Source organism: Agromyces arachidis (assembly GCF_052805135.1).
The window spans coordinates 152,819-175,781 of record NZ_JBRBDK010000001.1 but is presented as its reverse complement, the minus strand read 5'-3'; the positions used below and the strand labels follow the sequence as shown (position 1 = coordinate 175,781).

General features: G+C 73.3%; 31 protein-coding genes, 1 tRNA gene and 1 other RNA gene. 15 read left to right on the top strand and 18 right to left on the bottom strand.

What is annotated here, in order from left to right:
• Positions 1-3: 3 nt before the first annotated feature.
• Complete coding sequence (locus ACUY4T_RS00890) at positions 4-600, bottom strand: TetR/AcrR family transcriptional regulator (protein WP_446017013.1); 597 nt, start codon at positions 598-600, stop codon at positions 4-6.
• Positions 601-718: 118 nt separating this feature from the next.
• Here ACUY4T_RS00890 and ACUY4T_RS00885 point away from each other — a divergent pair, with 118 nt between their 5' ends.
• Entirely contained in the window at positions 719-907 is a 189-nt protein-coding gene (locus ACUY4T_RS00885; protein WP_446017012.1) for a hypothetical protein, read from the top strand.
• A gap of 161 nt (positions 908-1,068) precedes the next feature.
• Positions 1,069-1,518, top strand: coding sequence for a hypothetical protein (locus ACUY4T_RS00880; protein ID WP_446017011.1), 450 nt, complete (start codon positions 1,069-1,071; stop codon positions 1,516-1,518).
• 47 nt (positions 1,519-1,565) lie between these two features.
• On the opposite strand, the gene ACUY4T_RS00875 is transcribed toward ACUY4T_RS00880, so the two are convergent.
• Both ACUY4T_RS00875 and arfB read right to left on the bottom strand, forming a co-directional pair.
• A complete protein-coding gene (locus tag ACUY4T_RS00875) occupies positions 1,566-1,952 on the bottom strand; it encodes a DUF2510 domain-containing protein (RefSeq protein ID WP_446017010.1) in 387 nt (128 codons plus the stop codon).
• 86 nt (positions 1,953-2,038) lie between these two features.
• Positions 2,039-2,476, bottom strand: coding sequence for an alternative ribosome rescue aminoacyl-tRNA hydrolase ArfB (gene arfB, locus ACUY4T_RS00870; RefSeq protein ID WP_446017009.1), 438 nt, complete (start codon positions 2,474-2,476; stop codon positions 2,039-2,041).
• A gap of 141 nt (positions 2,477-2,617) precedes the next feature.
• On the opposite strand from arfB, the gene ACUY4T_RS00865 reads away from it, so the two are divergent.
• The 5 genes from ACUY4T_RS00865 (at position 2,618) to ACUY4T_RS00845 (ending at position 6,023) form a co-directional block, all read left to right on the top strand.
• Complete coding sequence (locus ACUY4T_RS00865) at positions 2,618-3,286, top strand: biotin transporter BioY (RefSeq protein ID WP_446017008.1); 669 nt, start codon at positions 2,618-2,620, stop codon at positions 3,284-3,286.
• On the top strand, positions 3,286-3,966 hold the full coding sequence (locus ACUY4T_RS00860) for an energy-coupling factor ABC transporter ATP-binding protein (protein WP_446017007.1): 681 nt from the start codon (positions 3,286-3,288) through the stop codon (positions 3,964-3,966). Before ACUY4T_RS00865 ends, ACUY4T_RS00860 begins: the two co-directional genes overlap by 1 nt.
• A complete protein-coding gene (locus ACUY4T_RS00855; RefSeq protein WP_446017006.1) occupies positions 3,963-4,556 on the top strand; it encodes an energy-coupling factor transporter transmembrane component T family protein in 594 nt (197 codons plus the stop codon). Before ACUY4T_RS00860 ends, ACUY4T_RS00855 begins: the two co-directional genes overlap by 4 nt.
• A gap of 82 nt (positions 4,557-4,638) precedes the next feature.
• Complete coding sequence (locus ACUY4T_RS00850) at positions 4,639-5,460, top strand: metal-dependent hydrolase (protein WP_446017005.1); 822 nt, start codon at positions 4,639-4,641, stop codon at positions 5,458-5,460.
• Positions 5,457-6,023 carry a GNAT family N-acetyltransferase gene (locus ACUY4T_RS00845; protein WP_446017004.1) on the top strand — a complete coding sequence of 189 codons (567 nt, stop codon included), beginning with the start codon at positions 5,457-5,459 and terminating at the stop codon, positions 6,021-6,023. Before ACUY4T_RS00850 ends, ACUY4T_RS00845 begins: the two co-directional genes overlap by 4 nt.
• A 56-nt stretch (positions 6,024-6,079) precedes the next feature.
• Here the strand turns inward: ACUY4T_RS00845 and ACUY4T_RS00840 are convergent.
• Positions 6,080-6,152 (bottom strand) — tRNA-Lys (locus tag ACUY4T_RS00840).
• Between the two features lie 133 nt (positions 6,153-6,285).
• Between ACUY4T_RS00840 and hisN the strand changes: the two genes are divergently transcribed.
• The 3 genes from hisN to ACUY4T_RS00825 all read left to right on the top strand — a co-directional run bounded on the left by hisN (position 6,286) and on the right by ACUY4T_RS00825 (position 8,151).
• Complete coding sequence (gene hisN, locus ACUY4T_RS00835; protein ID WP_446017003.1) at positions 6,286-7,158, top strand: histidinol-phosphatase; 873 nt, start codon at positions 6,286-6,288, stop codon at positions 7,156-7,158.
• 111 nt (positions 7,159-7,269) lie between these two features.
• A complete protein-coding gene (locus ACUY4T_RS00830) occupies positions 7,270-7,500 on the top strand; it encodes a hypothetical protein (RefSeq protein WP_446017002.1) in 231 nt (76 codons plus the stop codon).
• Positions 7,501-7,635: 135 nt separating this feature from the next.
• Positions 7,636-8,151, top strand: a complete 516-nt coding sequence (locus tag ACUY4T_RS00825; RefSeq protein ID WP_446017001.1) for a septum formation family protein — start codon at positions 7,636-7,638, stop codon at positions 8,149-8,151.
• A gap of 10 nt (positions 8,152-8,161) precedes the next feature.
• Here the strand turns inward: ACUY4T_RS00825 and mgrA are convergent, their stop codons facing one another.
• Together mgrA and ssrA are read right to left on the bottom strand one after the other, a co-directional pair.
• Positions 8,162-9,214, bottom strand: a complete 1,053-nt coding sequence (gene mgrA, locus ACUY4T_RS00820; RefSeq protein WP_446017000.1) for an L-glyceraldehyde 3-phosphate reductase — start codon at positions 9,212-9,214, stop codon at positions 8,162-8,164.
• A gap of 106 nt (positions 9,215-9,320) precedes the next feature.
• Positions 9,321-9,690: a transfer-messenger RNA gene (ssrA, locus tag ACUY4T_RS00815) on the bottom strand.
• 166 nt (positions 9,691-9,856) lie between these two features.
• On the opposite strand from ssrA, the gene ACUY4T_RS00810 reads away from it, so the two are divergent.
• On the top strand, positions 9,857-10,513 hold the full coding sequence (locus ACUY4T_RS00810) for an SIMPL domain-containing protein (RefSeq protein WP_446016999.1): 657 nt from the start codon (positions 9,857-9,859) through the stop codon (positions 10,511-10,513).
• A 27-nt stretch (positions 10,514-10,540) separates the two neighbouring features.
• Here ACUY4T_RS00810 and ACUY4T_RS00805 read toward each other — a convergent pair whose 3' ends face one another.
• Positions 10,541-11,278: a tyrosine-protein phosphatase gene (locus tag ACUY4T_RS00805; RefSeq protein WP_446016998.1), complete on the bottom strand. Its 738-nt coding sequence runs from the start codon at positions 11,276-11,278 to the stop codon at positions 10,541-10,543.
• Positions 11,279-11,362: 84 nt separating this feature from the next.
• Here ACUY4T_RS00805 and ACUY4T_RS00800 point away from each other — a divergent pair, with 84 nt between their 5' ends.
• Together ACUY4T_RS00800 and ACUY4T_RS00795 are read left to right on the top strand one after the other, a co-directional pair.
• Positions 11,363-11,860: a hypothetical protein gene (locus ACUY4T_RS00800; protein ID WP_446016997.1), complete on the top strand. Its 498-nt coding sequence runs from the start codon at positions 11,363-11,365 to the stop codon at positions 11,858-11,860.
• Positions 11,853-12,179 (top strand): winged helix-turn-helix domain-containing protein, encoded by a 327-nt coding sequence (locus ACUY4T_RS00795; RefSeq protein WP_446016996.1) that lies wholly within the window; start codon positions 11,853-11,855, stop codon positions 12,177-12,179. Before ACUY4T_RS00800 ends, ACUY4T_RS00795 begins: the two co-directional genes overlap by 8 nt.
• Positions 12,180-12,212: 33 nt before the next feature.
• Here the strand turns inward: ACUY4T_RS00795 and smpB are convergent, their stop codons facing one another.
• The 5 genes from smpB to prfB all read right to left on the bottom strand — a co-directional run bounded on the left by smpB (position 12,213) and on the right by prfB (position 16,868).
• Entirely contained in the window at positions 12,213-12,689 is a 477-nt protein-coding gene (gene smpB / locus ACUY4T_RS00790; RefSeq protein ID WP_446016995.1) for an SsrA-binding protein SmpB, read from the bottom strand.
• A gap of 97 nt (positions 12,690-12,786) precedes the next feature.
• Entirely contained in the window at positions 12,787-13,698 is a 912-nt protein-coding gene (gene ftsX, locus ACUY4T_RS00785; RefSeq protein WP_446016994.1) for a permease-like cell division protein FtsX, read from the bottom strand.
• Complete coding sequence (gene ftsE, locus ACUY4T_RS00780) at positions 13,695-15,023, bottom strand: cell division ATP-binding protein FtsE (protein WP_446016993.1); 1,329 nt, start codon at positions 15,021-15,023, stop codon at positions 13,695-13,697. Before ftsE ends, ftsX begins: the two co-directional genes overlap by 4 nt.
• Positions 15,024-15,095: 72 nt before the next feature.
• Positions 15,096-15,626, bottom strand: coding sequence for a flavodoxin domain-containing protein (locus ACUY4T_RS00775; protein ID WP_446016992.1), 531 nt, complete (start codon positions 15,624-15,626; stop codon positions 15,096-15,098).
• Between the two features lie 132 nt (positions 15,627-15,758).
• Positions 15,759-16,868, bottom strand: coding sequence for a peptide chain release factor 2 (gene prfB, locus ACUY4T_RS00770; RefSeq protein WP_446016991.1), 1,110 nt, complete (start codon positions 16,866-16,868; stop codon positions 15,759-15,761).
• 61 nt (positions 16,869-16,929) lie between these two features.
• On the opposite strand from prfB, the gene ACUY4T_RS00765 reads away from it, so the two are divergent.
• A complete protein-coding gene (locus ACUY4T_RS00765) occupies positions 16,930-18,249 on the top strand; it encodes an MFS transporter (RefSeq protein WP_446016990.1) in 1,320 nt (439 codons plus the stop codon).
• Between the two features lie 118 nt (positions 18,250-18,367).
• A complete protein-coding gene (locus ACUY4T_RS00760; protein ID WP_446016989.1) occupies positions 18,368-19,561 on the top strand; it encodes an FAD-dependent monooxygenase in 1,194 nt (397 codons plus the stop codon).
• Between the two features lie 30 nt (positions 19,562-19,591).
• Here the strand turns inward: ACUY4T_RS00760 and ACUY4T_RS00755 are convergent, their stop codons facing one another.
• The 6 genes from ACUY4T_RS00755 to ACUY4T_RS00730 are packed head-to-tail and all read right to left on the bottom strand — an operon-like array spanning position 19,592 to position 22,946.
• Complete coding sequence (locus tag ACUY4T_RS00755; RefSeq protein WP_446016988.1) at positions 19,592-20,059, bottom strand: pilus assembly protein TadG-related protein; 468 nt, start codon at positions 20,057-20,059, stop codon at positions 19,592-19,594.
• Complete coding sequence (locus ACUY4T_RS00750) at positions 20,056-20,499, bottom strand: hypothetical protein (RefSeq protein ID WP_446016987.1); 444 nt, start codon at positions 20,497-20,499, stop codon at positions 20,056-20,058. Before ACUY4T_RS00750 ends, ACUY4T_RS00755 begins: the two co-directional genes overlap by 4 nt.
• A gap of 31 nt (positions 20,500-20,530) precedes the next feature.
• Complete coding sequence (locus tag ACUY4T_RS00745) at positions 20,531-20,929, bottom strand: TadE/TadG family type IV pilus assembly protein (RefSeq protein ID WP_446016986.1); 399 nt, start codon at positions 20,927-20,929, stop codon at positions 20,531-20,533.
• Positions 20,930-20,937: 8 nt separating this feature from the next.
• The gene (locus tag ACUY4T_RS00740; protein WP_446016985.1) at positions 20,938-21,105 is read right to left on the bottom strand and encodes a hypothetical protein; all 168 of its coding nucleotides are present in this window, start codon (positions 21,103-21,105) and stop codon (positions 20,938-20,940) included.
• Positions 21,106-21,150: 45 nt separating this feature from the next.
• Positions 21,151-22,098 (bottom strand): type II secretion system F family protein, encoded by a 948-nt coding sequence (locus ACUY4T_RS00735; RefSeq protein ID WP_446016984.1) that lies wholly within the window; start codon positions 22,096-22,098, stop codon positions 21,151-21,153.
• On the bottom strand, positions 22,086-22,946 hold the full coding sequence (locus ACUY4T_RS00730) for a type II secretion system F family protein (protein WP_446016983.1): 861 nt from the start codon (positions 22,944-22,946) through the stop codon (positions 22,086-22,088). Before ACUY4T_RS00730 ends, ACUY4T_RS00735 begins: the two co-directional genes overlap by 13 nt.
• Between the last annotated feature and the right edge of the window lie 17 nt (positions 22,947-22,963).

Genomic DNA, 22,963 nt, shown 5'->3' with positions numbered 1-22,963 from the left:
CCTTCAGTCGGTGGTGCGGGGGCGGGCGGGGGCGAGCACCTGCGGCAGCACCGCGTGGAGCGCCGCGCGCAGTTCGTCGTCGGAGGGCTGCACGCCGTCGTCGGCGAAGGTGCGGCCGGCGGTGAGCAGGAACGCGGCGCCGCCCAGGGCGATGCCGAACCGCACCTGGTCCTCGACGCTCTCGCGCTCCTCGCTGACGGCGGCCGCGAGCCGGCGGGTGGCGGCGTTCGCCCTGGCGACGATCGGCAGGTCGGCGAGGCTCGGCCCCTGGATCAGGAAGACGTGCACGGCCTCGCGATGCGTCAGCAGCAGGTCGATCACGCGCCCGAGCAGGCGACGGCGACGGTCGGCGTCGCGGCTGGCGAGGTAGTCCTCGAGCACCTCCTCGAACTCGGCGACCGCCGGTTCGATCGCGGCTTCGAGCAGGGCCTCCTTCGAGGCGTAGTGGTACAGCACGCTCGACTTGGCGTAGCCGGCGTGGTCGGCGATGTGCTGGAGCGAGGTGGCGGCGAAGCCGACGCTCGCGAACTGCTCGAGTGCGGCGTGCTTGAGCTCGTCGGCGGCGCGGGCGCGCCCGGGCGCCTTGGCATCGGTGGGCATGGCCCCACGCTAGTTGACCGATCGGTCAGATCCTGCCCGATCGGTCAGACTCCGGGTGTTCTCCCAGCGGCCGTGTCAACCGGTCGCACGCCGAGGTACCGGCCGATAGGTTCATGGCATGCGCAAGTACCTCTTCAGCGGTGCCGTCCTCAGCTCCCTCTTCGGCGCGGTCGGCGTCATCAGGGCCACCAAGGCGGGACCGCACGACTGGAGGCTCGTGCTCATGTGGATCTCGTGGGCCGCCACGCTGGCGATCGCGATCGGGACCGTGGCCGACGAGCAGAAGCGACGCGAACTGGCCGAGTAGCGCGCTCCGCGCCCCTCGGGCGCGCGAGCCCCCCGAGCGGGGGCGGCTCGTGCGCCCTCCGGCGTGTCCGCCCCGGCGTCGGCGCGGGCGGGCGGACACTGGTCGGTGACCGTCGTTCGCCGAATGAGATCCGCCGACCCGACACCGACGAGAGGACACCGATGTTCCGCCGCTGGCGCCGCGCGCGTCTCGCCGCCCAGGCCGCCGCCCACACCGCACCCGCCGCTCCGTCGCCCGCCGCGACGGCCGCAGACCTGCGCGGGGAGCAGATCTTCGAGCTCGTCAACGCGCGACTGTCCCGCTTCATCGGCCCGGAGGGCGACTGGTCGCTCGTCCGGCGCGGCGACGACGACACCGATCGCATCTTCCAGTCCATGCTCACCCACCAGATCGCCGCGGAGGTGACCCGCGCCATCCTCGAGGAGCGCGAGCAGGTCGCCGTGGTGGTGCCGGCCGAGGAGGCCTCGCTCGCACTCGCCTGGACGCCCGCCCCGCTGGTGATCTGGGCCGACCCCGTCGACCCGATGCCTTCAGCGGATGTCGTACCTGCCGCCGACGCGGCGACGATCCCCGCGCCGATGCCGGTGGAGGACGCCGTCAGGGCCGCCTGACCTCCGACCCGGCGGATCCTCCGCCGCGCCCGCCGCGCCGAGCGACCTCAGAGGCGCTCGAACACCATCGTCGCCTGGATGCGATCCCCGCCGCCGAAGCCGCCGGTCCCCGAGGAGGTGGTGCTGATCGTGTGCAGGCGGTACCCGAGCGCGGCCTGCTTGTTGATCACCTTCTCGAGCTCCGTGAGGTTCCCCGATCCCGAGCCGAAGAACTTCTCCTTCAGGACGACCTGCAGCACGACGTAGCTCATGCCAGCCGGCGCGGGGCGGGGCTGGGCGCCGGAGACGGCGTCCGCCTGGGCTCGGCCGATCATCCCCTCGATACCGGGCGCCTTGGGCGCGGGAGGCTGCACCGAATCGGTCCACTTCTGGCCGTCCCACCACCGCATCGTCCCGGTTCCGTCGTCGTACCACCCTGCCTGTGTGCCGGCCACGCGTCCCGCCCCTCCGGATTCGGACTCTCGACGCGTCCCAAGGTAGTGGAGCCGTCGCGGAACGGGTCGGCGCCACGCGCCCGCCTTCAGTCGCCGGGCGGGCGGCGCAGTCGCTTGACGTCGGTGCGGCGCTTCTTCGCGTCGAGCCGCCGCTCGGTCGACCCGCGCGTGGGCTTGGTCGGGCGACGCCGGGGCGGCGGCGGGCGCAGCGCCTCGGCCACCGCGTGGGCGAGCCGGGCCCGGGCCGCGTTCCGGTTGGCCAGCTGTGCGCGGTGCTCCGACGCGGTGACGGTGAGGACGCCGCCGACGATGCGCCCGCGCAGGCGTGCGAGGATCCGCTCCCGCTGATGGGCGGACAGCACGGCCGAGCCGGCGACGTCCCACGCGAGCTCCACCCGGGAGTCGGCCGTGTTCACGCCCTGGCCGCCGGGGCCCGACGAACGCGAGAACCGCCACGAGAGCTCCGACTCCGGGATCGTGAGTCCGGCGTCGACCCGGAGACCGGGACGGTGGGCGGCGGGCATGGACCCATCATCGCGCGTTCGACCGACCGCACTCCAAAATCCGCCGCCGATTCTTGTACGGCCACCTCGCGCGGCCGCTCCCCCGCCGTTCGTACCGTGAGGAACAGGGCCGAGAGCCCATCACGCCGACCAGGGAGCATCATGTCCGCAACCCAGCCCGCCGCTGCGACCCGCCCGCGCAGCACCGCGCGCGACCTCGCCCAGATCGCCGTCTTCGCCGCGCTGATCGCCGCGCTCACGCTGCCCGGCGCGATCAACGTCGGCCCCGTCCCGATCACGCTGCAGACGCTCGGCGTCATGCTCGCCGGCGCGATCCTCGGTGCGCGCAAGGGCGCGCTGGCCGTCACCGTCTACGTGGTGCTCGGCCTCGCCGGACTGCCGATCCTCGCCGGCGGCGCCGCGGGCCTCGGCGTGCTCGCCGGTCCGACCGGCGGCTTCCTCCTGTCCTTCATCCCCGCCGCGTTCGCCATCGGCTGGCTCGCCGCGCGCATCCGCCCGCACCTGAAGCTGTTCCCCCTGCTCGCCGCGACCATCGTCGGCGGCGTGCTCGTCGTCTACGTGATCGGCGTGCCGTGGCTCGCCGCGGTCACCGGCCTGCCCTTCGACCAGGCGCTGCTCGTCGGCGCCCTGCCGTTCCTGCCCGGCGACCTCGTCAAGGCCGTCGTCGCCGCGGCCGTCGCCACCGGGGTGCACCGCGCCTGGCCCGGCCTCATCGCGGCGAAGCCGTGGCCGTGGGCGAAGCGCTCCGACGCGGCATCCGTCGACGCCGGCGACGAGGCGTTCGCGCCCGACGCCGACGCGAAGGCCTGATGCCCGAGATCGTCTTCGATGGCGTCACCCACCGCTACGACGGTGACGCCGTGCTCGCCGACGTGTCGCTCACCCTCGCCGAGCGACGCGTCGGCGTGATCGGCGCCAACGGGTCGGGCAAGTCGACGCTCGCCCGCATGGTCAACGGGCTGGTCGCGCCCTCCTCCGGGCGTGTCACCGTCGACGGGCTCGACGTCGCCCGGAACGGCCGAGAGGTGCGTCGCCGGGTCGGGTTCGTGTTCACCAACCCCGACAACCAGATCGTCATGCCGACGGTGCGCGAGGACGTCGCCTTCTCGTTGCGGCGGCTGAAGCTGCCGGCAGCGGATGCCGCGGCGCGGGTCGAGCGGACGCTCGACCGGTTCGGGCTCACCGACCTCGCCGACCGGCCGGCGCACCGCCTCTCCGGCGGGCAGAAGCAGCTGCTCGCGCTCGCCGCGGTGCTCGTCGCGGAACCGGACGTGATCGTGGCCGACGAGCCGACCACGCTCCTCGATGCACGGAACGCCGCGCTCGTCGAGCGGCACTTCGCCGCGCTCGACCAGCAGCTCATCGTCGTCACGCACCGGCTCGAGGCCGTCGAGGAGTTCGATCGCGTCCTCGTCGTCGACGAGGGGCGCATCGCGTTCGACGGCGCTCCCGCGGCCGCGATCGACGCGTATCGGGGCATCCTGGCGTGATCGGCGTCCACGTCCCGGGCTCGTCGCCGCTGCACCGCCTCGGCGCCGGCGTGAAGCTCGTGCTGCTCGCGGCATCCGTCATCGTCGTCGCCGTGCTGCCGGAGTGGTGGATGGCCGCGATCGCGCTCGGCGTCGCGATCGCGCTGTTCGCGGTGGCGGGCATCCCATGGCGGGTCGCCGTGCGCCAGCTCGTGCCGGTGCTGTGGATCCTCGCCATCGCGGCACCGCTGAACGCGCTCTTCAGCGGCTGGGAGTCGGCGCTGGCCATGTCGATGCGGGTCGCGGCGTTCGTCGCGCTCGCCGCGGTCGTCACGCTCACCACCCGCGTCTCGGACATGCTCGACGCGATGCAGCGCGCGCTCCGGCCGCTCGGCGACCGGGTCGACGCCGACCGCATCGGACTCGTCCTCGCGATGACGATCCGCGCCGTGCCGCTCATGGTCGAGATCGTCCGCGCGGTCCTCGAGGCGCGACGGGCGCGGGGCGCCGAGGGGTCGATGCGGGCGATCGCGGTGCCGGTCGTGGTGCGGGCGCTGCAGACCGCGGACGGCATGGGCGAGGCGCTCATCGCCCGCGGCGTCGACGACTGACCTCCGCCGGGGGCGATCGCGCGGGATGTCGCCCGGGTCCGACAGACTGGTCCTCCCTGCAGACCGAGGAGACCCGAACCGGATGATGGGCGTCACCCATGCCACGAGCGGTGCCGCCGCGTGGATCGCGATCACCAGCACGATGCCCGTCATCACGTGGGGCGCGTACCCGCTCGACCCCGTCGGCGTGCTGGCCGGCACCGCCGTCTGCGCCGGTGCGGCGCTGCTGCCCGACGCCGACCACCACAGCGCCACGATCGCGCGATCGGTGCCGTTGGTCGGGCGGCTGGCGTCGGGCACGGTCGGGGTCTTCGCGGGCGGCCACCGCCAGGGCGCGCACTCCGCGGTCGCGGTCGGCCTGGTCGCGGCGGCCGCCTGGGCCCTCACCCTCGTCACCGTGCCGACCGAGCAGTTCGGCCCGATCGCGCTCGGCGCCGGCATCGGCACCGCGGCGCTGGCCGCGTTCGGGCTGAAGGCGCGGCGCTATGCGCGATCGTGGCCGGTCGCCTGGCTGCTCGGGGTGCTGCTCGGCGCCTTCATCGTCGGTTTCGCTCCCGACCAGGTCGGATGGTTCCCGCTCGCGGTCACCGTCGGCTTCGTCGCGCACCTGGTCGGCGACTTCCTCACGACCGGCGGGCTCCCGGGCCTGCTCTGGCCGTGGGTGCTGCGCCCTCCGGAGCAGCTCCGGCCGGTGCCGGTCGTCAACCGCATCTGGCTCCCGAACGGCTTCGTCGCCCTACCCGTGCTCGGCGACACCGGGTCGTACCGCGAGGCGCTCTTCGGTACGCTGCTCGCGCTGTACTGCTTCGCGGGATTCGCCCACGAGGGGCTCGTGCTCGCCGGCGTCGACCTGTTCGCGATGCTGGGCACGGAGGCCGCGGGGCCGATCGGAGGCGCACCGTGACCGAACCCCGCCCGCCCGCCTTCGACGTGGCCGTGGAGACCGCCGGCCCGTCGGGCGACCCCGAACGCGCGGCCGCGATCGCCGACCTGGTCAATCGCGTCTACGACGAGGCGGAGGCCGGCCTGTGGCGGCCCGGCGCCGAGCGCACGACCCCCGGCGAGATCGTCGGGCTCATCCGCCGTGGCGAGATCGTGACGGCCACGTCGGGCGACATCGTGGTGGGCTCGGTCAGGGTGCAGCAGCTCGACGCCGCGACGGCCGAGTTCGGCATGCTCGCCGCCGACCCCGAGCATCGCGGGCTCGGCATCGGGCGCGCGCTCGTCGCGTACGCCGAGCAGGTCGCGACCGAGCGCGGCGCGCGCACGATGCAGCTCGAGGTGCTCGTGCCGACGTCGTGGGCGCACCCTTCCAAGGAGTTCCTGCGGGCGTGGTACGCGCGGCTCGGCTACCGCGTGGTGCGCGTCGGCCATCTCGCCGAGATGTACCCGGAGCTCGCGCCGCTGCTCGCGACCGACTGCGACCTCCTGGTGTTCCACAAGCCGCTCGGCCCGACGCCCACGTGAGCCCCGCCGGGCGCGAAAAAGCCCCGGCGCTGGCGAGAGCATCCGGGGCTGTTCCGTGCACCCCCAGGGACTTGAACCCTGAACCCACTGATTAAGAGTCAGTTGCTCTGCCGATTGAGCTAGAGGTGCGTTTCGGCGGGATTTCGTGAACCCCGAACCGAGGATCAACGGTAGCAGGTGCTCGGGCCGATCGCGAAATCGGCTCCGGCCCGGGCGCGTCCCGCCCTGCCGTCGCGGAGTGGTGCCCGGTTAGGCTGGCGGGGTGACGGATGCCGCGACCCAGCCCGAACCCGATCAGCCCGACGCCGACGCGGTCGACGCCGACCTCGAGGCGCTCGCGCTCGACAACGACCTGGCCCTGGCGCTCGAACTCGCCGACCTGGCCGATGCCGCCGCGATGGAGCGGTTCCGCGCGGTCGACCTCAGCATCGACACCAAGCCCGACCGCACGTTCGTGACCGAGGCCGACCTGGCCGCCGAACGCGCCGTCCGCGACCTGATCGCCGAGCGCCGCCCGGGTGACGGCGTGCTCGGCGAGGAGTACGGCACGGCGGGTTCCGGCGCGCGGCAGTGGATCGTCGACCCCATCGACGGCACCTCGAACTTCCTCCGCGGCGTTCCCGTCTGGGGCGCGCTCATCGCCCTCACGGTCGACGGCGCTCCCGTCGTCGGCGTCGCGTCGATGCCGGCGCTCGGGCGGCGCTGGTGGGGCGCACAGGGGCTCGGCGCGTTCACCACCGACGCCCCCGGTGCGGAGCCCCGCGGCATCCGGGTCTCGCAGGTCGCCGACCTCGACGACGCCTCGCTCAGCTTCCAGAGCATCGCGCAGTGGCGCGACGCCGGACGACTCGCCCAGCTCGAGACGCTCGCCGAGCGCGTCTGGCGCGACCGGGCCTACGGCGACCTGTGGTCGTACTGCCTGCTCGCCGAGGGGCTGGTCGACATCGTCGCCGAGTTCGACCTCAAGCCGTGGGACATCGCCGCCGCGGTGCCCATCATCGAGGCGGCCGGCGGCCGGGTGACCTCGGCCTCGGGGACCGCGCTCGGCGACGGCAGCGTGCTCGCGACGAACGGATCGCTGCACGAGGGCGTGCTCGACGTGCTCGGGCGAGCCGCGGCATCCGGCACCGCCTGAGCCGGGTCGGGCCGGCGGACCGCCCCCGTGCGCGTCACACGCGGTGACCGGGGGCGGGAAGCAGCGTACCCTTGTGCATAGGCCGGGGGGCCGTGATGGGGGAAGAGCCAGGTGGTCGGACGGAGACGTCATCAGGTCGAGGAGCAGCAGCCGCTGGGTCCGGACGACGACCCGTACCTCGCGTACCTCCTGTGGCGCGAGGAGCGCGAGGCCGCCGAACGCGACGAGCGCGGCGAACGCGAGCCCGATGAGACCGAGTCGACGACGACCGGCGCCACCGGCATCCGCTCGCTGTTCGGGCGGCTCTCGGCGCGCCGTCACGTCAACCGCAGCTCCTCCTGACGGCGGAGCGTGCAGGACGGGGAAACGCCCCGAAGGAGGGCCGGCGTCGACCCTCGCGCCTCACCCCGCCGCGCGCTAGGCTGGCGCGGCCCGGTGCGCCGGTTCCGGGCGCCCGCATCTCGAGACTGGATCACGATGGTCACCACCCGAACCCTCGCGCGCCCTGCCGCACTCGTCGCCGCCGCCCTCCTCGCCGCCTCCCTGACCGGGTGCAGCGCGATCGGCCAGTTCCTCACCGGGCCGGCGCAGCCGGAGCGCGACGCGACCACCCAGGAGATCACCGAGGCGGGCGACGCCGACGTCTTCGCCCTGCGCGTCGGCGACTGCCTCGACATGGTCGTGGCCGACCAGGTCGAGTCGGTGCCCGTGGTCCCCTGCTCGGAGCCGCACAGCGACGAGGTGTACCACGACTTCCAGATGCCCGACGGCGAGTTCCCGGGCGACGACGCGGTGAACAGCGCGGCGGAGACCGGGTGCCTCGACGCGTTCCAGCCGTTCGTCGGCATGGCCTTCGAGGAGTCGCAGCTCGACATCTCGTGGTACGTGCCCACCCAGGACTCGTGGAACCAGATGAACGACCGCGCGATCTCGTGCATGGTCTCCGACCCGGCCGGCGAGGTCACCGGAACGCTCGCGGGCGCCGCATACTGAGCGGCGCGCGCTAGGGCCGCAGCGTCGGCAGGGGCCCGCCCGTGCGGGCGTCGGCCCACAGGTCGACGTCCGAGTCGACCGCGTGCCGGTCGATCTCGCGGAGTTCGTCGTCGGAGAAGTCGAGCCGGTCGAGCGCTGCGACGTTCTCGTCGAGCTGCGACACCCGGCTCGCGCCGATCACGAGGCTCGTGACCCGCTCGTCGCGGAGCGCCCACGCGAGGGCGAGCTGCGCGAGCGACTGGCCGCGAGCCTCGGCGATGGCGTTCAGCGCGCGCAGTCGCTCGGCCGTCGCATCCGTCAGCATCGACTCGTCGAGCGACTTGTCGGCCGCGGCTCGCGAGTCGTCCGGGATCCCGCCGAGGTACTTGCCGGTCAGCAGGCCCTGCGCGAGCGCGGTGAAGCCGATGATGCCGAAGCCGAGTTCGCCCGCGGCGTCGACGAGCCCCTCCGACTCGATCCACCGGTTCAGCATCGAGTACGACGGCTGGTGGATGGTCAGCGGCGTGCCCCGCTCGGCGAGCAGGCGGGTCATCTCGCGGGTGGCCTCGGTGCCGTACGACGAGATGCCGACGTAGTGCGCCTTCCCGGACGCCACGATGTGGGCGAGGGCCGCCGCGGTCTCCTCGAGCGGGGTCTCGGGGTCGGGTCGGTGCGAGTAGAAGACGTCGACGTGGTCGAGCCCGAGCCGGCGGAGCGAGGCGTCGAGGCTCGAGACGAGGTACTTGCGGCTGCCGCCGACGCCGTAGGGACCGGGCCACATGTCCCACCCGGCCTTGGTCGAGATCAGCAGTTCGTCGCGGTACGGCGCGAAGTCGGTGGCCAGCAGCCGGCCGACGTTCTCCTCGGCCGCTCCGTACGGCGGGCCGTAGTTGTTCGCCAGGTCGAAGTGCGTGATGCCGTGGTCGAACGCGCGGCGGGCGATCTCGCGCTGGCGCTCGAACGGCACGTCGTCGCCGAAGTTGTGCCACAGCCCGAGCGAGAGCAGCGGCAGCTTGAGCCCGGAGGCGCCGACCCGTCGGTACGGCACGCGGTCGTAGCGGTCTGCGGCGGCGTCGTAGCTCATCCGGCGATGCTACCGAGCGGATGCCGTCACCCGGCTGGGAACACGACGAGGGCCGCCCATCGGGCGGCCCTCGCGCGGCTGACTCGAAACGTGCGATGACGGCCGATGGTGGAGATGGGGGGAATTGAACCCCCGTCCATCGCTGTGATTCCACGCCTTCTCCGGGCGCAGCCTGTGCAAGCGTTCTGCTCGGCCCCGACCTTTGCCACAGGCACCCAAGTCGACAGGCCCAGCCTGAATGAAGTCCCGCACGACGCTCAGGCGACGACGTGCAGCGAGTTCCCTAGATGACGCCAGCGACCGGGGCGGGAACGGACCCGGGCTGACGGACTAACGGGCTCGCTTAAGCAGCGAGGGCGTAGTCGGACTGCGGCTTATTGGCAGTTATTGTTTCGCAGAGATCGTTTACGAGATAACCCTGCATCCTCGGCCCGCTTCTCGTGGGTTCGCAGACGATGTCGAAACCGATCATCCCCATGCATCGCCGCCCGACCGGGGTCGGACTGACGGGCCGTCAATCGCACGCTGTGGAGTTGCCATGCCCGGGATGCGAGACGTTGAACGCCCCGGTACCCGGCCCTACAGTCTAGAACAGGCGCGACCGCTCCGCCATTCCCGAGCGGATGTCACGAAGGGGATCGCATGGCCACCGTCATCGCCGTCAGCGGGCACGCCGAGGAGCGCACCGAACCCGAACTCGGGGCGGTGTCGCTGACCGTCGGCTCCTCCGGCGGCGACCGGGAGTCGTTGCTGCGCGACGTCTCGGAGGCGCACGAGGCCCTGCTCGCCGACGTGCGCCGGCTCGACGCGTCGGGGGCGCTCGAGTCGTGGTCCGCCGGCCAGTTGCGCGTGTGGTCCCACCGCCCGTGGAACGCCGAGGGGCGGCAGCTGCCGCTCGTGCATCAGGCGAACGCCGACGTCGAGGTGGTGTTCGCCGACCTGAGCGTGCTCGGGGGCTGGATCGGCCGCGTGTCGGGCGAGGCCCACATCGCGCTGGGCGGCATCGACTGGCGGTTGACGGATGCCACGCGCGAACGCGTGCTCGAGGCGGCGCAGCGCGCCGCGGTCGCCGACGCGGTCCGCAAGGCCGCCGTGTACGCCGAGGCCCTCGGCCTGGGGTCGCCGGTGCCCATCGAGCTCGCCGACAGCGGCATGCTCAGCGCGCCGCAGCCGATGCCGCGCGCGCACAAGGCGGTGATGATGCGCGCGATGGAGCTCGGCAGCGCGCCGGAGCCGGAGATCGCGCCGTCGAAGCTCCTGGTCGAGGCGTCCGTCGACGCGAGGTTCAGCGCCGAGTAGCGCCCGTCCGTCGCGGCGCCGGCGGGCTCAGCCGCGGTCGATGAGCAGCGCCTCGAGCGCGGCGAGCTCGTCGCGGGCGAGGCCGGAGGCGAGCAGGTACTCGCGGGCGGAACCGTGGCCGCGCTCCACCTCGTCGAGCGCCGCCTCGAGTGCCTCGCGGGGGCTGCCTCCCATGAGCGTGCGCAGCTCCGGGGTGTCGGGGATCCCGTAGCGGCCGATCATCGCCACCATCTCCTCGAGCCAGTCGCCCGCGAGGTGCGACTCGGTGAGGGCGTAGTCGACGATGACGGCCTCGCGGTCGACGCCCGCGGCGAGGAGCGCGAGCGCGACGACGACGCCGGTGCGATCCTTGCCTGCGGTGCAGTGCACGAGGACCGCGCGGTCGCCGGAGGACGCGATCTCGCGCACCGCATCGACCACGACCGCGGAGTGTCGGGTGACGATCCGGTGGTAGAGCTTCTCGAGCGAGATGCCGCCCTCGCCCTGCGATGCTCCGGATCCCTCGAACACGGGCAGCCGCCGCACCTCGACGTCGAGCCCGTGCAGGTCGTCGGGCATGAGGCGGGCCTCGTTGTCGTCGCGGAGGTCGATCACGACGCCGACGTCGAGTCGGCGGAGGGCCTGGCGGCCCTCGTCGCCGAGGCGGTGCAGCCCGTCGGACCGGTACAGCACGCCGCGCCGCACGGTGCCGTCGCGCGCGGGCAGTCCGCCCACGTCGCGGAAGTTGTACGTGCCCGGCACGGGGATGCGCGTCGAGATGTCCACGGATCGGAGCCTACTCGCGGAAGTCGGGGGGACGACTGGGAGAAACTACTTTCCATTCTGGCAAGTAGTTGCTACGTTGTCGCCATGACGATCGACGAACCCTCCGGCACCGCGCCCCACGACCGCGAGTTCCGCGCCGAAGCGACCGGCGCCGACGCAGCGACCGCGGCCGCCCGGCTCCGCGAGGCCGCCTCGGCGGGCCGCGTCGTGGCCGTGCAGGGCTCGGCCTCCGCGTCCGCCTGGCTCACCGGCCTCGCCGCCGCGAGCGCGCTCTACCTCTTCTCGCTCGGGTGGTTCGAACGCGCCGACGAGACGCAGATCCTCGGCATGTCGCTGGCCTTCGGCGCCGTCCTGGGCGTGCTGTCGGTCGTGCACCTGCGCCGCCTGCGGGCCGCCAGCCTCGGCTTCTCGCGGCGCTTCGGCCTCGCCGTCGGCGCGTGGGGCGCGGTGTTCGCCATCGCGCTGACGCTCGGCCTGCTCGTCTTCCCCGCATCACCGCTCTACTTCGCGTGCGCCGCGATCGCGACCGCGGCGCCGCCGCTGTGGGGATCGCTGCGCGAGCTGGTGGTCGTCCGTGGCTGACCGGGCCGGGCCCGCCGACGCGACGGATGGCGCGCACCCGCGCCATCGGCTCGACGCGCTGCTCCAGCGCCCGGTCCCATTCTCGATCTGCGCCCTGCTCGCCGCCGCCGACGAGGCCGAGTTCGCCTTCGTCCGCGACGCCGTCGAACTCAGCGACTCCGCGCTGAGCAAGCAGGCGTCCGCGCTCGAAGCCGCGGGCTACGTCGCCGTCCGCAAGGGGTTCGTCGGCAAGTACCCGCGCACGTGGCTGTCGATGACCGCCCGGGGCCGGGCCGCGTTCGCCGCGCACCTCGAGGCGCTGCGCGCGATCGCGGGCTGACCGGACGCTCGCGGACTCCCGACGGGGCCGGGCCTACTCCCCCAGGTGCCGGCGCGACGCCATCGCGCGCTGCGCCTCGCGGGTGTCCTGCCGCTCCCGCAGGGCCTGGCGCTTGTCGTACTCCCGCTTGCCCTTCGCCACCGCGATCTCGACCTTCGCCCGGCCGTCCTTGAAGTACAGCGAGAGCGGCACGAGCGTGTAGCCGCCGGCCTTGGTCTTGTGGCTGATCTTCACGATCTCGTGCTTGTGCAGCAGCAGCTTGCGCTTACGGCGAGGGGCGTGGTTGTTCCAGGTGCCCTCGGTGTACTCCGGGATGTGCACCGAGTCGAGCCACATCTCGCCGCCGTCGATGAAGGCGTAGCCGTCCACGAGCGAGGCACGGCCCTGGCGCAGCGACTTCACCTCGGTCCCCGAGAGCACGATGCCGGCCTCGTAGGTGTCCTCGATGGTGTAGTCGTGTCGCGCCTTGCGGTTGGTCGCGACGACCTTCTCCCCGCGTTCCTTGGGCACGGTGCGCTCCTCGATTCGATGACGGATGCCGCCGGCGACGGCCGACGAGCCCTTCAGTCTAGTCGGCGACGCGACATCCGCTCACTCGAGCCCCGGGTCAGACCCGGAGGTACCGGCCGATCGCGATCGCCGCGGAGACGGCCGCGAGCACGACCCCGATGCCGACCAGCAGCGGCACGACCAGCAGCGCGTCGCCGAGCCCGACGAAGGTGAACGACAGCGCGTCGGCGAGGTAGCCCTGCACGAAGAAGTGCACGATCGCCACCACGGCCCCGCCCGCCAGCAGCGAGCCGATCAGCCCGGCGAACACGCCCTCGAGCACGAACGGCGTCTGGATGAAGCGGTTCGACGCGCCGACCAGCCGCATGATGCCGAGCTCCTTGCGCCGCGAGTACGCCGACAGCCGGATGGTCGTCGCGATCAGCAGGGCCGCTGCGACGAGCATCACGCCCGCGACCGCGACCGCCGTGTAGCTGGCGGCGTTCAGCACGTTGAAGATCTGGTCGAGGTAGCGTCGTTGGTCGACGACCTGCTCGACGCCGGCGAGCCCGGCGAGGCTCTCCACGAGCACGGCCGACTGCGACGGATCGACCAGGTTCACCCAGAAGGTCTCGTTGAGCACGTCGGGCGTGACGTACTCCGCGGCGGGCGTGCCCTCGAACTGCTCCTGGAAGTTCGCGTAGGCCTGGTCCCGATCCTCGAAGTAGTACTCGTCGATGAACGGGGCGAGCGTGTCCCCCGCCAGTTGCGACTCGACCGCCTCCTTCTGCTCCGGCGTCGCCTCGCCGTCGAGGCAGCCCGCCGAGGTCGACACCGCGGTGCACAGGTAGACGGCGACCTGGGCCCGGTCGTACCAGTACCCGCGCATCTGCTGGATCTGCAGCTGCAGCAGGGCGGCGACGCCGACGAACGTGAGCGACACGAACGTGACGAGCACCACGGAGACCACCATCGTGGCGTTGCGGCGGAGCCCGCTGCCGGCCTCCGCGAGCACGAGTCCGAGCCTCACTTGACCGGCCCCACTTCCTGGTCGTCGTCGCCGGGGCGGGGTCCGGCGGGGCTGCGCAGTCCGAGCCGCTCGGCGAGCGTGAGGTTCGCCGAGCGCGGCGGGCTCGCCGGAGGCGCCGGGCGCCCGGGCGGCGCATCGGCCTCGTCGGCCGACGCGTCGGCGTCCTCGAGCGGCTCGACCGGCGCGGTCGCCGCGGCCGTGATCGCCGCGGCCTCCTCCGTGACCTCGTCGGTGACCTCGGGTTCGACGTAGAGCGGGGGCGCGTCGCGCATCATCTGGGGGGTGACCTTCGGCGCGGCCGCGGTGACGGTCGCCGGTTCCGCGGACGGCGCGCGCTCGGCGGACGCCGCGGCGAGGCCCTCGTCCCCGGCGGGCGACTGCTCGACTTCCGTGTCGCGCCGGCGTCCGGGGCCCTTGGACCTCGGCACGGCCGTGACCTTCGTCTTCGGCTTCCCCTTCGGCTTCTCCTGCGTGCTGGACGCCGTGGCGGCGGCCGCAGCCGGCGCTTCCGGCGACGCGGTCGCGTCCGCGGCGTCGACGTCGTCCGCCTGCTCGACGCCGGCCGCCTCACCGGCGGCCACCGCCGCGGCGACGGCGCCCGGCGGCGTGTCCTCGTGGATGGGCAGGTCCATGACCTGCTGGTTCAGGGCGTATCCGGCGCTGCGCGCATCCCGCACGACCTCGCCCGAGGAGAGCTCGATCACGCGCCGCTGCATCTGGTCGACGATGCCGGCCTCGTGGGTGGCCATCACGACCGTCGTCCCGCTCGCGTTGATGCGCTCGAGCAGCGTCATGATGCCCGCGCTCGTGACCGGGTCGAGGTTGCCCGTCGGCTCGTCCGCCAGCAGCACCTGCGGCTTGTTCACGATCGCCCTCGCGATCGCGACGCGCTGCTGCTCGCCGCCGGAGAGCTCGTGCGGCATCCGCTTGGCCTTGCCGTCGAGGCCCACGAGCTTCAGCGTCTCGGGCACCGCGGTCTGGATGTACCCGCGCGACTTGCCGATCACCCGCAGGGCGAACGCGACATTGTCGAACACGGTCTTGTTCGACAGCAGCCGGAAGTCCTGGAACACGACGCCCAGGTTGCGGCGGAACAGCGGAACCTTGCGCGTCGAGATCCGCTTGAGGTCCTGTCCGAGCACGTGGATGCTGCCCGCCGTCGGCTTCTCCTCCTTGAGGATCAGGCGCAGGAAGCTCGACTTGCCCGACCCGGAGGCGCCGACGAGGAACACGAACTCGCCGCGAAGGATCTCGACGGTGACCCCGTCGAGCGCGGGACGGCTCTGCCCGGGATAGGTCTTGGTGACGGAGTCGAAGCGGATCATCGCGTACGAGCGTAGGCGGAGTCGCGCCGTTTCGGGGCAGCGACACCGGGAACCCGGCTCGCGGCGGCCGGATCAGGACGGCAGGGAGGCCAGCTCCGAGTCCACCCGATCGGTCCACGCATCGACGGCCGCCCAGTCGCGGAAATCACCCTCCGGCAACGCCGGGTTGGCTGGCATCCAGTCGAGGATGCGATCGGGGCCGCGCAGCTTGTCGAAGTCGAGCGCACCGAAGAAGACCATGGTGCCGCGCGGCCGGATGCGCTCGCCGAACTCCTCGAACTCCTTCGGCTCCGCCGACACCAGCACGTCGTTGCCCTCGGCGTCGACGCGTTCCGTGCCGAGCGGTCCGCTGCTGAACAGCCACGTCGGCCGCCCCGCGAGCAGCTCGGCGTTGTGCCGCACGAACCGCCGGGCCTCCTTGCGCCACTTGCCGAGGTAGGCGGCGCTGCCGATCACGAACGCGTCGAACCCCTCCGGGTACTCGACGTCGTCGCACCGCTCGATGTCGACCTCGTGGCCGAGTTCGGTCAGGCGCTCGCCGATCCGGTCGGCGATCCCCCGGGTCGCGCCGTACTTGCTCGAATAGGCGACGAGTACTCGCATGGCCTCCTCCTCACGCACCGGATGGCTCGTGGGGGCGACGCTACGCGCGCGACGGCGCGCCGTTCAGTGCCGAAGGTCCCTGCGAGCGGATGCTGCGCGGCGGGTGTCCGCGCCGCGGCATCCGTCGGCCGGTCAGTCGTCGGTCTTGCGCTTGCGCCACTTGATGCCGGCGGCGATGAACCCGTCGAGGTCGCCGTCGAAGACCTGGCTCGGGTTGCCGACCTCGTGCTCGGTGCGGAGGTCCTTGACCATCTGGTACGGCGCGAGCACGTACGAGCGCATCTGGTCGCCCCAGCTCGCGGTGATGTTGCCCGCGAGCTCCTTCTTCTGGGCCGCCTCCTGCTCCTTCTGGAGCAGCAGCAGTCGCGACTGGAGCACGCGCAGCGCGGCGGCGCGGTTCTGGATCTGCGACTTCTCGTTCTGCATCGACACGACGATGCCGGTCGGCAGGTGGGTGATGCGCACGGCGGAGTCGGTGGTGTTGACCGACTGGCCACCGGGGCCGCTGGAGCGGAAGACGTCGACGCGGATGTCGTTGTCGGGGATGTCGACCTCCTGCGCCTCCTCCATGAGCGGGATCACCTCGACCGCGGCGAAGCTCGTCTGCCGCTTGCCGGCCGCGCCGAACGGGCTCATGCGCACGAGGCGGTGCGTGCCGGCCTCCACGGAGAGGGTGCCGAACGCGTAGGGCGCGTCGATCTCGAAGGTGGCCGACTTGATGCCCGCCTCCTCCGCGTAGCTGGTGTCCATGACGGTCGCGCTGTAGCCGTGCTTCTCGGCCCAGCGCAGGTACATGCGCATGAGCATCTCGGCGAAGTCGGCGGCGTCGACGCCGCCCGCGCCGGCGCGGATCGTGATGACGGCGGGGCGCTCGTCCCATTCGCCGTCGAGCAGGGTCTGCACCTCGAGGTCGCCGACGGTCTTCTGCAGCGCCGACAGCTCGGCGCGCGCCTCGGCGGCGGACTCCTCGTCGTCGGCCTCGCGGGCGAGCTCGACGAGCACCTCGAGGTCGTCGAGGCGCGACTCGATGCCGGTGATGCGGCTGAGCTCGGACTGGCGGTGGCTGAGCGCGCTCGTCACCTTCTGCGCGGCGTCGGGGTCGTCCCACAGGTCGGGTGCGCCCGCCTGCTCGCTGAGGCGCGCGATCTCCGCCTTGAGGGCGTCGACGTCGACGACGGCACGGATGTCACGGAACGTGGAGCGCAGCGCGGCGATCTCCTGCGAGAGGTCAAGATCCAACATGGCGCTCCCAGCCTAGTGGGCGGCGCTGGGCGCGCCCTGCGTCGGGCCTACGATCGATCGAGTGACGTCCGGCACCCCTCACCCGTTCTCGTGGCGCTCGATCGTCCTCCCGGCGTACCTGCCGACGCTGCTCTTCTCGCTCGGCGAGGGCGCGCTCATCCCGGTGATCCCGGTGGTCGCGACGGAGCGCGGCGCCTCCCTCGCGCTCGCGGGACTGATCGCGGCGATGCTCATGGTCGGCCAGCTGATCGGCGACCTCCCCGCGGGCTGGCTGGTCGCGCGCATCGGCGAACGCGCCGCCATGATCGGCGCCTCCGCGCTCGCCGCCGCGGGAACGCTGCTCGCCCTCCTGGTGCCCACCACGTGGGGGCTCGGCGTCGGAGTGCTCCTGCTGGGCCTCGCGACGTCGGTGTTCGGCCTCGCGCGCCACGCGTTCCTCACCAGCTACGTTCCGGCCCGGGTCCGCGCGCGTGCGCTCTCGACGCTCGCGGGCGTGTTCCGGGGCGGCTGGGCGATCGGGCCGTTCGTCGCGGCGGGCGTGATCGCCTGGACGGGTTCGCCCACCGCGGTGTTCTGGGTGCTCGTCGCATCGTGCGCGGCGGTGGTGGTCCTGCTGCTGGTGCTCCCCGATCCCGAGCGGGCGTTCGGCGCCGCGGTCCACGCACGTGCGGCATCCGTCGCCACGCACCCGAGCGGCGGGACGGATGCCGCGCACGGCGGCGTGCGGCACGCGATCGTCGCGAACCGCGCGGTGCTCGGGCGCATCGGCACCGGCGTCGGGTTCCTCGCCGCGGTCCGCGCGAGCCGCACGGTGCTCGTGCCGCTCTGGGCCGTGTCGATCGGCATGCGGCCGGATGCCGCGGCCCTCGTGATCGGCATCGCCGCGGCGGTCGACTTCGCCCTGTTCTACGTGAGCGGGCAGGTGATGGATCGGTACGGCCGACTCTGGAGCGCCATCCCGGGCCTCGTCGGCCTGGGCCTCAGCCACGTCGTGCTCGCGTTCACGCACGACCTGCCGGGGGCCGCCGGGTGGTTCACCGCGTGCGCCATCCTGCTCGGGGTCGCGAACGGGCTCACCTCCGGCCTGATCCTCACGCTCGGCGCCGATCTCGCGCCGGCGGCGAACCCCGCGCCGTTCCTCGGCGCGTTCCGCACGATCGCCGATGCCGGCGCCGCCGGGGCGCCGCTGGCCATCGCCGCGCTCACCTCCGCCGCGTCGCTCATGGCCGCGAGCGGAGCGATGGGGCTCGTCGGGCTGGCCGGGGCGGCGATGCTGTGGCGGTGGATCCCGCGGTACGTGCCGCATCCGGGCCGGCATCGGTCGCCGGCGCCCGAGCGTGCCGAGCCCGACGAGGTGTGGACGCCGGCCGCCGACACCTGATCGCCGACCACGGCCGAGCTGGCGTCCATCGTCCGCCGGCGCCGGAACGCCTGCGCCGCAGGTCGCCCGCCCGGTAGCGTCGAGACGGCGAGGGACGAGCGCGAGCACGGGAGGCGCGATGCGGGCGACGGTGGTCGGGGCCGGGATGGCCGGACTCGTGGTCGCGCGGCAGCTCGCCCTCGCCGGGTGGCAGGTCGACGTGCTCGAGCAGGCGCCGGGGCCGCGCGAGGACGGCTACATGATGGACTTCTTCGGGCACGGGTTCGACGCCGCCGAGCGGATCGGCGTGCTGCCGCGACTCCGGGAGGCGGCCTACCGCATCGGCGAGGTCGAGTACGTCGACGACCGCGGCCGGCGACGGGCGAGCCTCGACTACGACCGGTTCGCCTCCGCCCTCGGGGGTCGCCTCATCAGCCTGATGCGGCCCGACCTCGAACGGGTGCTGCTGGAGTCGCTCGACGTCGCGCCATCCGGTTCGGTGCGGGTGCACTACGACCGCCGGGCGGGCATGGGCGTCGGCGACGCCGAGGCCCGCCGGATCATCGACGCGGCCGACCTCGTGGTCGGCGCGGACGGCATCCACTCATCGGTGCGGCGCGGGCTGTTCGGCGACGAGACGGCGTTCCTCCGACCGATGGGCCTGCGCGCGGCGGCCTTCACCGTCGACGACCCGGAGCTGCACGCCAGGTTCGCCGGGCGGTTCGTGCTCACCGACACCATCGACCGGCAGGCGGGGGTCTACAGCCTCCGCGACGGTCGGGTCGCGGCCTTCCTCGCGTACCGCGAGGGCGCGTTCGGGCCGGCGATCGCTCCCCCGGGTTCCGAAGCCGTCATCGGACGGAGCGACGCCCGCGAGCGGCTGCGTCACGTTTTCGCTGGCATGTGGCCGCCGATCGACCGACTTCTCGAGGGCTGCCCGCCCGCCCCCTACGACGACGTCGTGGCGCAGGTCGACCTGCCGCAGTGGAGCGACCGGCGCCGGACGGTGCTCGTGGGCGACGCGTGCCAGGCGGTGTCGCTGCTGGCGGGTCAGGGCGCGTCGCTCGCGGTCGCCGGCGCCGCACTCCTCGCCGAACTCGTGGGACCGAACCGCGACGCGGCCGGAATCGGGAGCGCCCTCGCCGAGTACGAGCGACGCTGGCGTCCGGTCGTCGAGGAGACCCAGCTCGCCGGTCGCCGCGCCGCGAACTCCTTCCTGCCGTCGTCGCGATGGCAGCGGTTCGTCCGTCGGATCGTCCTGCGCGCCACCCGCCTGCCCGGGGTGGACCGCCTGGTCATGCGTTCCCTCGCCGGGTCGAGCGGAGTCCCCTGACCCGGCGACCTCCGTGTCGCGCGCGGACGGTCAGTGGAAGACCGACCGCGCGTCGGCGGTGACCTCGATCGGCACGGTCAGCGGCGTGAGGTCGGTGTGGATCGGCGCGTACCAGGTGGCGCGCACGGTCACGGTCGCACTCAGGCCGTCGTCCGAGGTCGCCCGCACGAGCTCGACCCCGCGGAGCGAGTGGTCTGCGTCGGCGAGGTAGGCGGATGCCACGGCTCCGACCTCGGCGTCGTCCAGTCCGATCGCGAGCCGGTCGCCGTCGATCCGCACCTGCTCGAGCTGCCACGATTCGGCCGCCGCGAGCGCCGCGCCGTCGGCCAGCGTGAACAGGCGCTTGCGGTCGAGGTAGAGCGACGTCGCCGACACGACGACCAGGACGAGCGCCAGCGCGAGCGCGCCGTAGAAGATCGTGAGCACCAGCGTCGACCCGGATTCCTCCGCGGCGGCGGCCGCCAGGCGCGGTCGCAGGCGCGCGCCTGGCCGTCTCACGACGGACCTGTGAATCGCGACACGGTGTGCGTGGCGATGCCGTCGAGGCGAACCGTCCCGATCGAGCTCGTCGCGAGCGCCTGCGGCACCAGGGGCAGGGCGATGACCGCGCCCACGCGCACCGTGATCCGGGTTCCCGGTTCGTCGCACGGGCCGGAGCAGTCGACGACGACCGAGGTCGTGTCCGCGTCGACGCCGTAGTCGGCGAGGACGACGCGGACGGTTCGTTCGACGGATGCGGCGGGCGCGCCCTCCGCCTCGAGCACCGCCACGCGCGCCGCCTGGCGCGCGGCGCCCTCGACGCCGAGCGCCGCGGCCTGGATCGACGCCATCGCGACGACGAGGTAGACCAGGGGCACGAGCAGGACGAGGCCGACGGTGAGGAACTCGAGCGACGCCGAACCGATCTCGCCCGCGAGCCGCTTGCGGACGGCGCGCACCGCGGCGGCGCGGGGGCGCGGTCGGCGCGGGTCACTTGATCGTCTCCACGGCGGCATGCCCGGTCACCTCCAGCGCGCGCTCAGGGCCGAGCAGGCCGACGACCGGCAGCGTCGTGCGCACCGTCACGGCGACCGCGGGCACACCGCCGACCGTCGTGGGCACGGCGCGGACCTCGCCCGCGTAGTCCGGTGCGATCGCCGCGCCGATGAGCGCTCGCGTCCGCTCGGCTCCCGCCGACGGCGAGGACCCCGCGAGGGCGGCGAATCTCGCCCCCTCGGCGGCCGCGTCGAGCACGGTGTTGCGCACGTGCAGCGCGAGGGCGAGCTGCACCACCGCGAGCAGGAGCACGGTGAGCAGGACCCCGACGAGCGAGAACTCGGCCACCGCGGAACCCCGCTCGTCGCGCAGGCGTTCGACGATGCGGCGCACGCCGCCCGTCAGAACCCGGTGACGCGGCCGATCGCCTGGTCGAAGACGCCGCTCAGCGCCGGGCCGGCGAGTCCCCAGATGACGATCACGAGCCCGGCGGTCATCAGCGTGATGAGTACCCAGCCGGGCACGTCGCCTCGGTCGTCGGCCAGGCGTCGTCGGATGGTGCGGAGCATGGGCGGTCCTTTCGGGATGGACGGATCGGGTGGGGATCGACGGCATCAGAAGCCCGCCTGGAGGACGAGGTAGCCGGGGAACAACGCGAACGCGATCGTCACCGGGAGAATGAGGAAGACGAGCGGGACGAGCATCGCGATCTCCTTGCGGCCGGCCAGTTCGATCAGGGTCCGCTTCGCCTCGGCACGGGCGTCGCCCGCCTGCGCCCGCAGGACGGCCGCGAGGGGCGCGCCTCGATCGAGCGCGCCGAGCACCTGGTCGAGCGCCCGGGACAGCCCGGGGTGCTCGAGCCCGTCGCGGAGCCGCGTCAGCGCATCGGGCAGCGGCACGCCGGCGCTCACCGCGGAGACGACACCGGCGAACTCCCCGGGCAGCTCTCCCGAACCGGCGCGGGCGACGCGCCGCAGCGCGTCGAGCATGCCCTCGCCGGCGGTGAGGCTGAGCGTGAGGAACTCGAGCATGGTCGCGAGTTCCGCCGAGACCCGGGCCAGGCGCCGACGGGCTGCCCGCTGCAGGACCCAGTCGCGACCGACGGCTCCGGCGACCGCGACGAGCACGGGCAGCGCCACCCGGACGGTGCCCGGCAACGCACTGAAGGTCGGGACGAACAGCGCGAGCGCGGTGCCGGCCGCGAAGCCCACGCCCGCCCAGGCGAGCTGCTCGCCGCGGAAGCGCTCGACGGTGACGGTCGAGCCGGCCTGCCGGAGCCGCCGGGCCACCGTGTCGTTGCCCCCGAGCAGCGCCGACATGAGCTCGCGCATCCGGCGGACGGCGGGGAGGACGAGCAGGCCGAGGACGCCGCCCGGGTCGCCGTCCGGACGGGCGCGCATCGCGCGCGCCTCGGCCGAGACATCCGTGATGTACGGCGCGACGCGATCGACGAGCCGCACGCGGCCGAGCCGGGGCATCGATGCGGCGATGAGCCACAGGCCGAGCCCGAGCACGGCGCCGAGCGCGATCGAGACGGCGGGGAAGGCGCTCAGGTGAACCAACGGCGCTCCTCGGGCAGGCGGCCGAGGCCGATCATGAGTCGGTACGCGACGACGGTCACGCCCACGCCGCACAGGATCAGCGCGGTCCCCGCCGCGGAGTCGTAGGCCCGCAAGGTCTCGGGCCGGCTCGCGAGCACGAGCAGGAGCAACCACGGCGCGGCGACGCCGAGCCGAGCGGCATTGCGGATCCACGACTGGCGGGCCCCCACCTCGGCCCGGAGCGTGGCGTCTTCGCGGAGGTACGCCGAGAGGCCCCTGAGGACCGCGGTCAGGTCCGTGCCGCCGACCTCACGCGCCATCCGGAGCGTCTCGAGGATGCGGTCGGCGGTCGGGTCGGCCAGCCGCGCCTTCAACGAATCGACCGCGGCCGAGAAGTCGCCGGTTCGCCGGAACTCGTCGTCGAACGCCGCGAAGGCCGATCGCGTCGTCGCCGGACCCAGCCGCGCGAGTGCACCGACGCTGTCGGGCAGCGACATCCCGGCGCGCACGCTCGCGACGAGGTGGTCGACCACGTCGGGCCAGATCGCGCGGTTCGCCGAGCGCCTGCGGTTCGCCCGCATGCGGATCACGACCGGCAGCACGGCCGCGCCGAGGACGCCGCCGACCAGCGTGAGCACGGGCACCGCGAACACCGCCTGTGCGAGCGCCGCGGTCACCGCGGCCAGCACCGCCGCTACGGCCGCGACGACGGCGACGGGCGCGCCCGGGATGCCGGCGAGCGCGAGCTCGTCGCGCAGCGGTGAGCGACGGCGACCCGGACGCGGCGCCTCGCCCCGGGCGGGCCACAGCAGCGGCGACGCGATGAGGAGCAGCCCGACGCCCAGCGCCGCACCGAGGACCGCGCTCACGCGGCCGGCTCCGCGAC

Coding starts and splice junctions, on each gene's coding strand:
- ACUY4T_RS00890 (WP_446017013.1), bottom strand. CDS start 600: ATGCCCACCGATGCCAAGGCGCCCGGGCGCGCCCGCGCCGCCGACGAG.
- ACUY4T_RS00885 (WP_446017012.1), top strand. CDS start 719: ATGCGCAAGTACCTCTTCAGCGGTGCCGTCCTCAGCTCCCTCTTCGGC.
- ACUY4T_RS00880 (WP_446017011.1), top strand. CDS start 1,069: ATGTTCCGCCGCTGGCGCCGCGCGCGTCTCGCCGCCCAGGCCGCCGCC.
- arfB (WP_446017009.1), bottom strand. CDS start 2,476: ATGCCCGCCGCCCACCGTCCCGGTCTCCGGGTCGACGCCGGACTCACG.
- ACUY4T_RS00865 (WP_446017008.1), top strand. CDS start 2,618: ATGTCCGCAACCCAGCCCGCCGCTGCGACCCGCCCGCGCAGCACCGCG.
- ACUY4T_RS00860 (WP_446017007.1), top strand. CDS start 3,286: ATGCCCGAGATCGTCTTCGATGGCGTCACCCACCGCTACGACGGTGAC.
- ACUY4T_RS00850 (WP_446017005.1), top strand. CDS start 4,639: ATGATGGGCGTCACCCATGCCACGAGCGGTGCCGCCGCGTGGATCGCG.
- ACUY4T_RS00825 (WP_446017001.1), top strand. CDS start 7,636: ATGGTCACCACCCGAACCCTCGCGCGCCCTGCCGCACTCGTCGCCGCC.
- mgrA (WP_446017000.1), bottom strand. CDS start 9,214: ATGAGCTACGACGCCGCCGCAGACCGCTACGACCGCGTGCCGTACCGA.
- ACUY4T_RS00810 (WP_446016999.1), top strand. CDS start 9,857: ATGGCCACCGTCATCGCCGTCAGCGGGCACGCCGAGGAGCGCACCGAA.
- ACUY4T_RS00800 (WP_446016997.1), top strand. CDS start 11,363: ATGACGATCGACGAACCCTCCGGCACCGCGCCCCACGACCGCGAGTTC.
- ftsE (WP_446016993.1), bottom strand. CDS start 15,023: ATGATCCGCTTCGACTCCGTCACCAAGACCTATCCCGGGCAGAGCCGT.
- ACUY4T_RS00775 (WP_446016992.1), bottom strand. CDS start 15,626: ATGCGAGTACTCGTCGCCTATTCGAGCAAGTACGGCGCGACCCGGGGG.
- prfB (WP_446016991.1), bottom strand. CDS start 16,868: ATGTTGGATCTTGACCTCTCGCAGGAGATCGCCGCGCTGCGCTCCACG.
- ACUY4T_RS00760 (WP_446016989.1), top strand. CDS start 18,368: ATGCGGGCGACGGTGGTCGGGGCCGGGATGGCCGGACTCGTGGTCGCG.
- ACUY4T_RS00740 (WP_446016985.1), bottom strand. CDS start 21,105: ATGCTCCGCACCATCCGACGACGCCTGGCCGACGACCGAGGCGACGTG.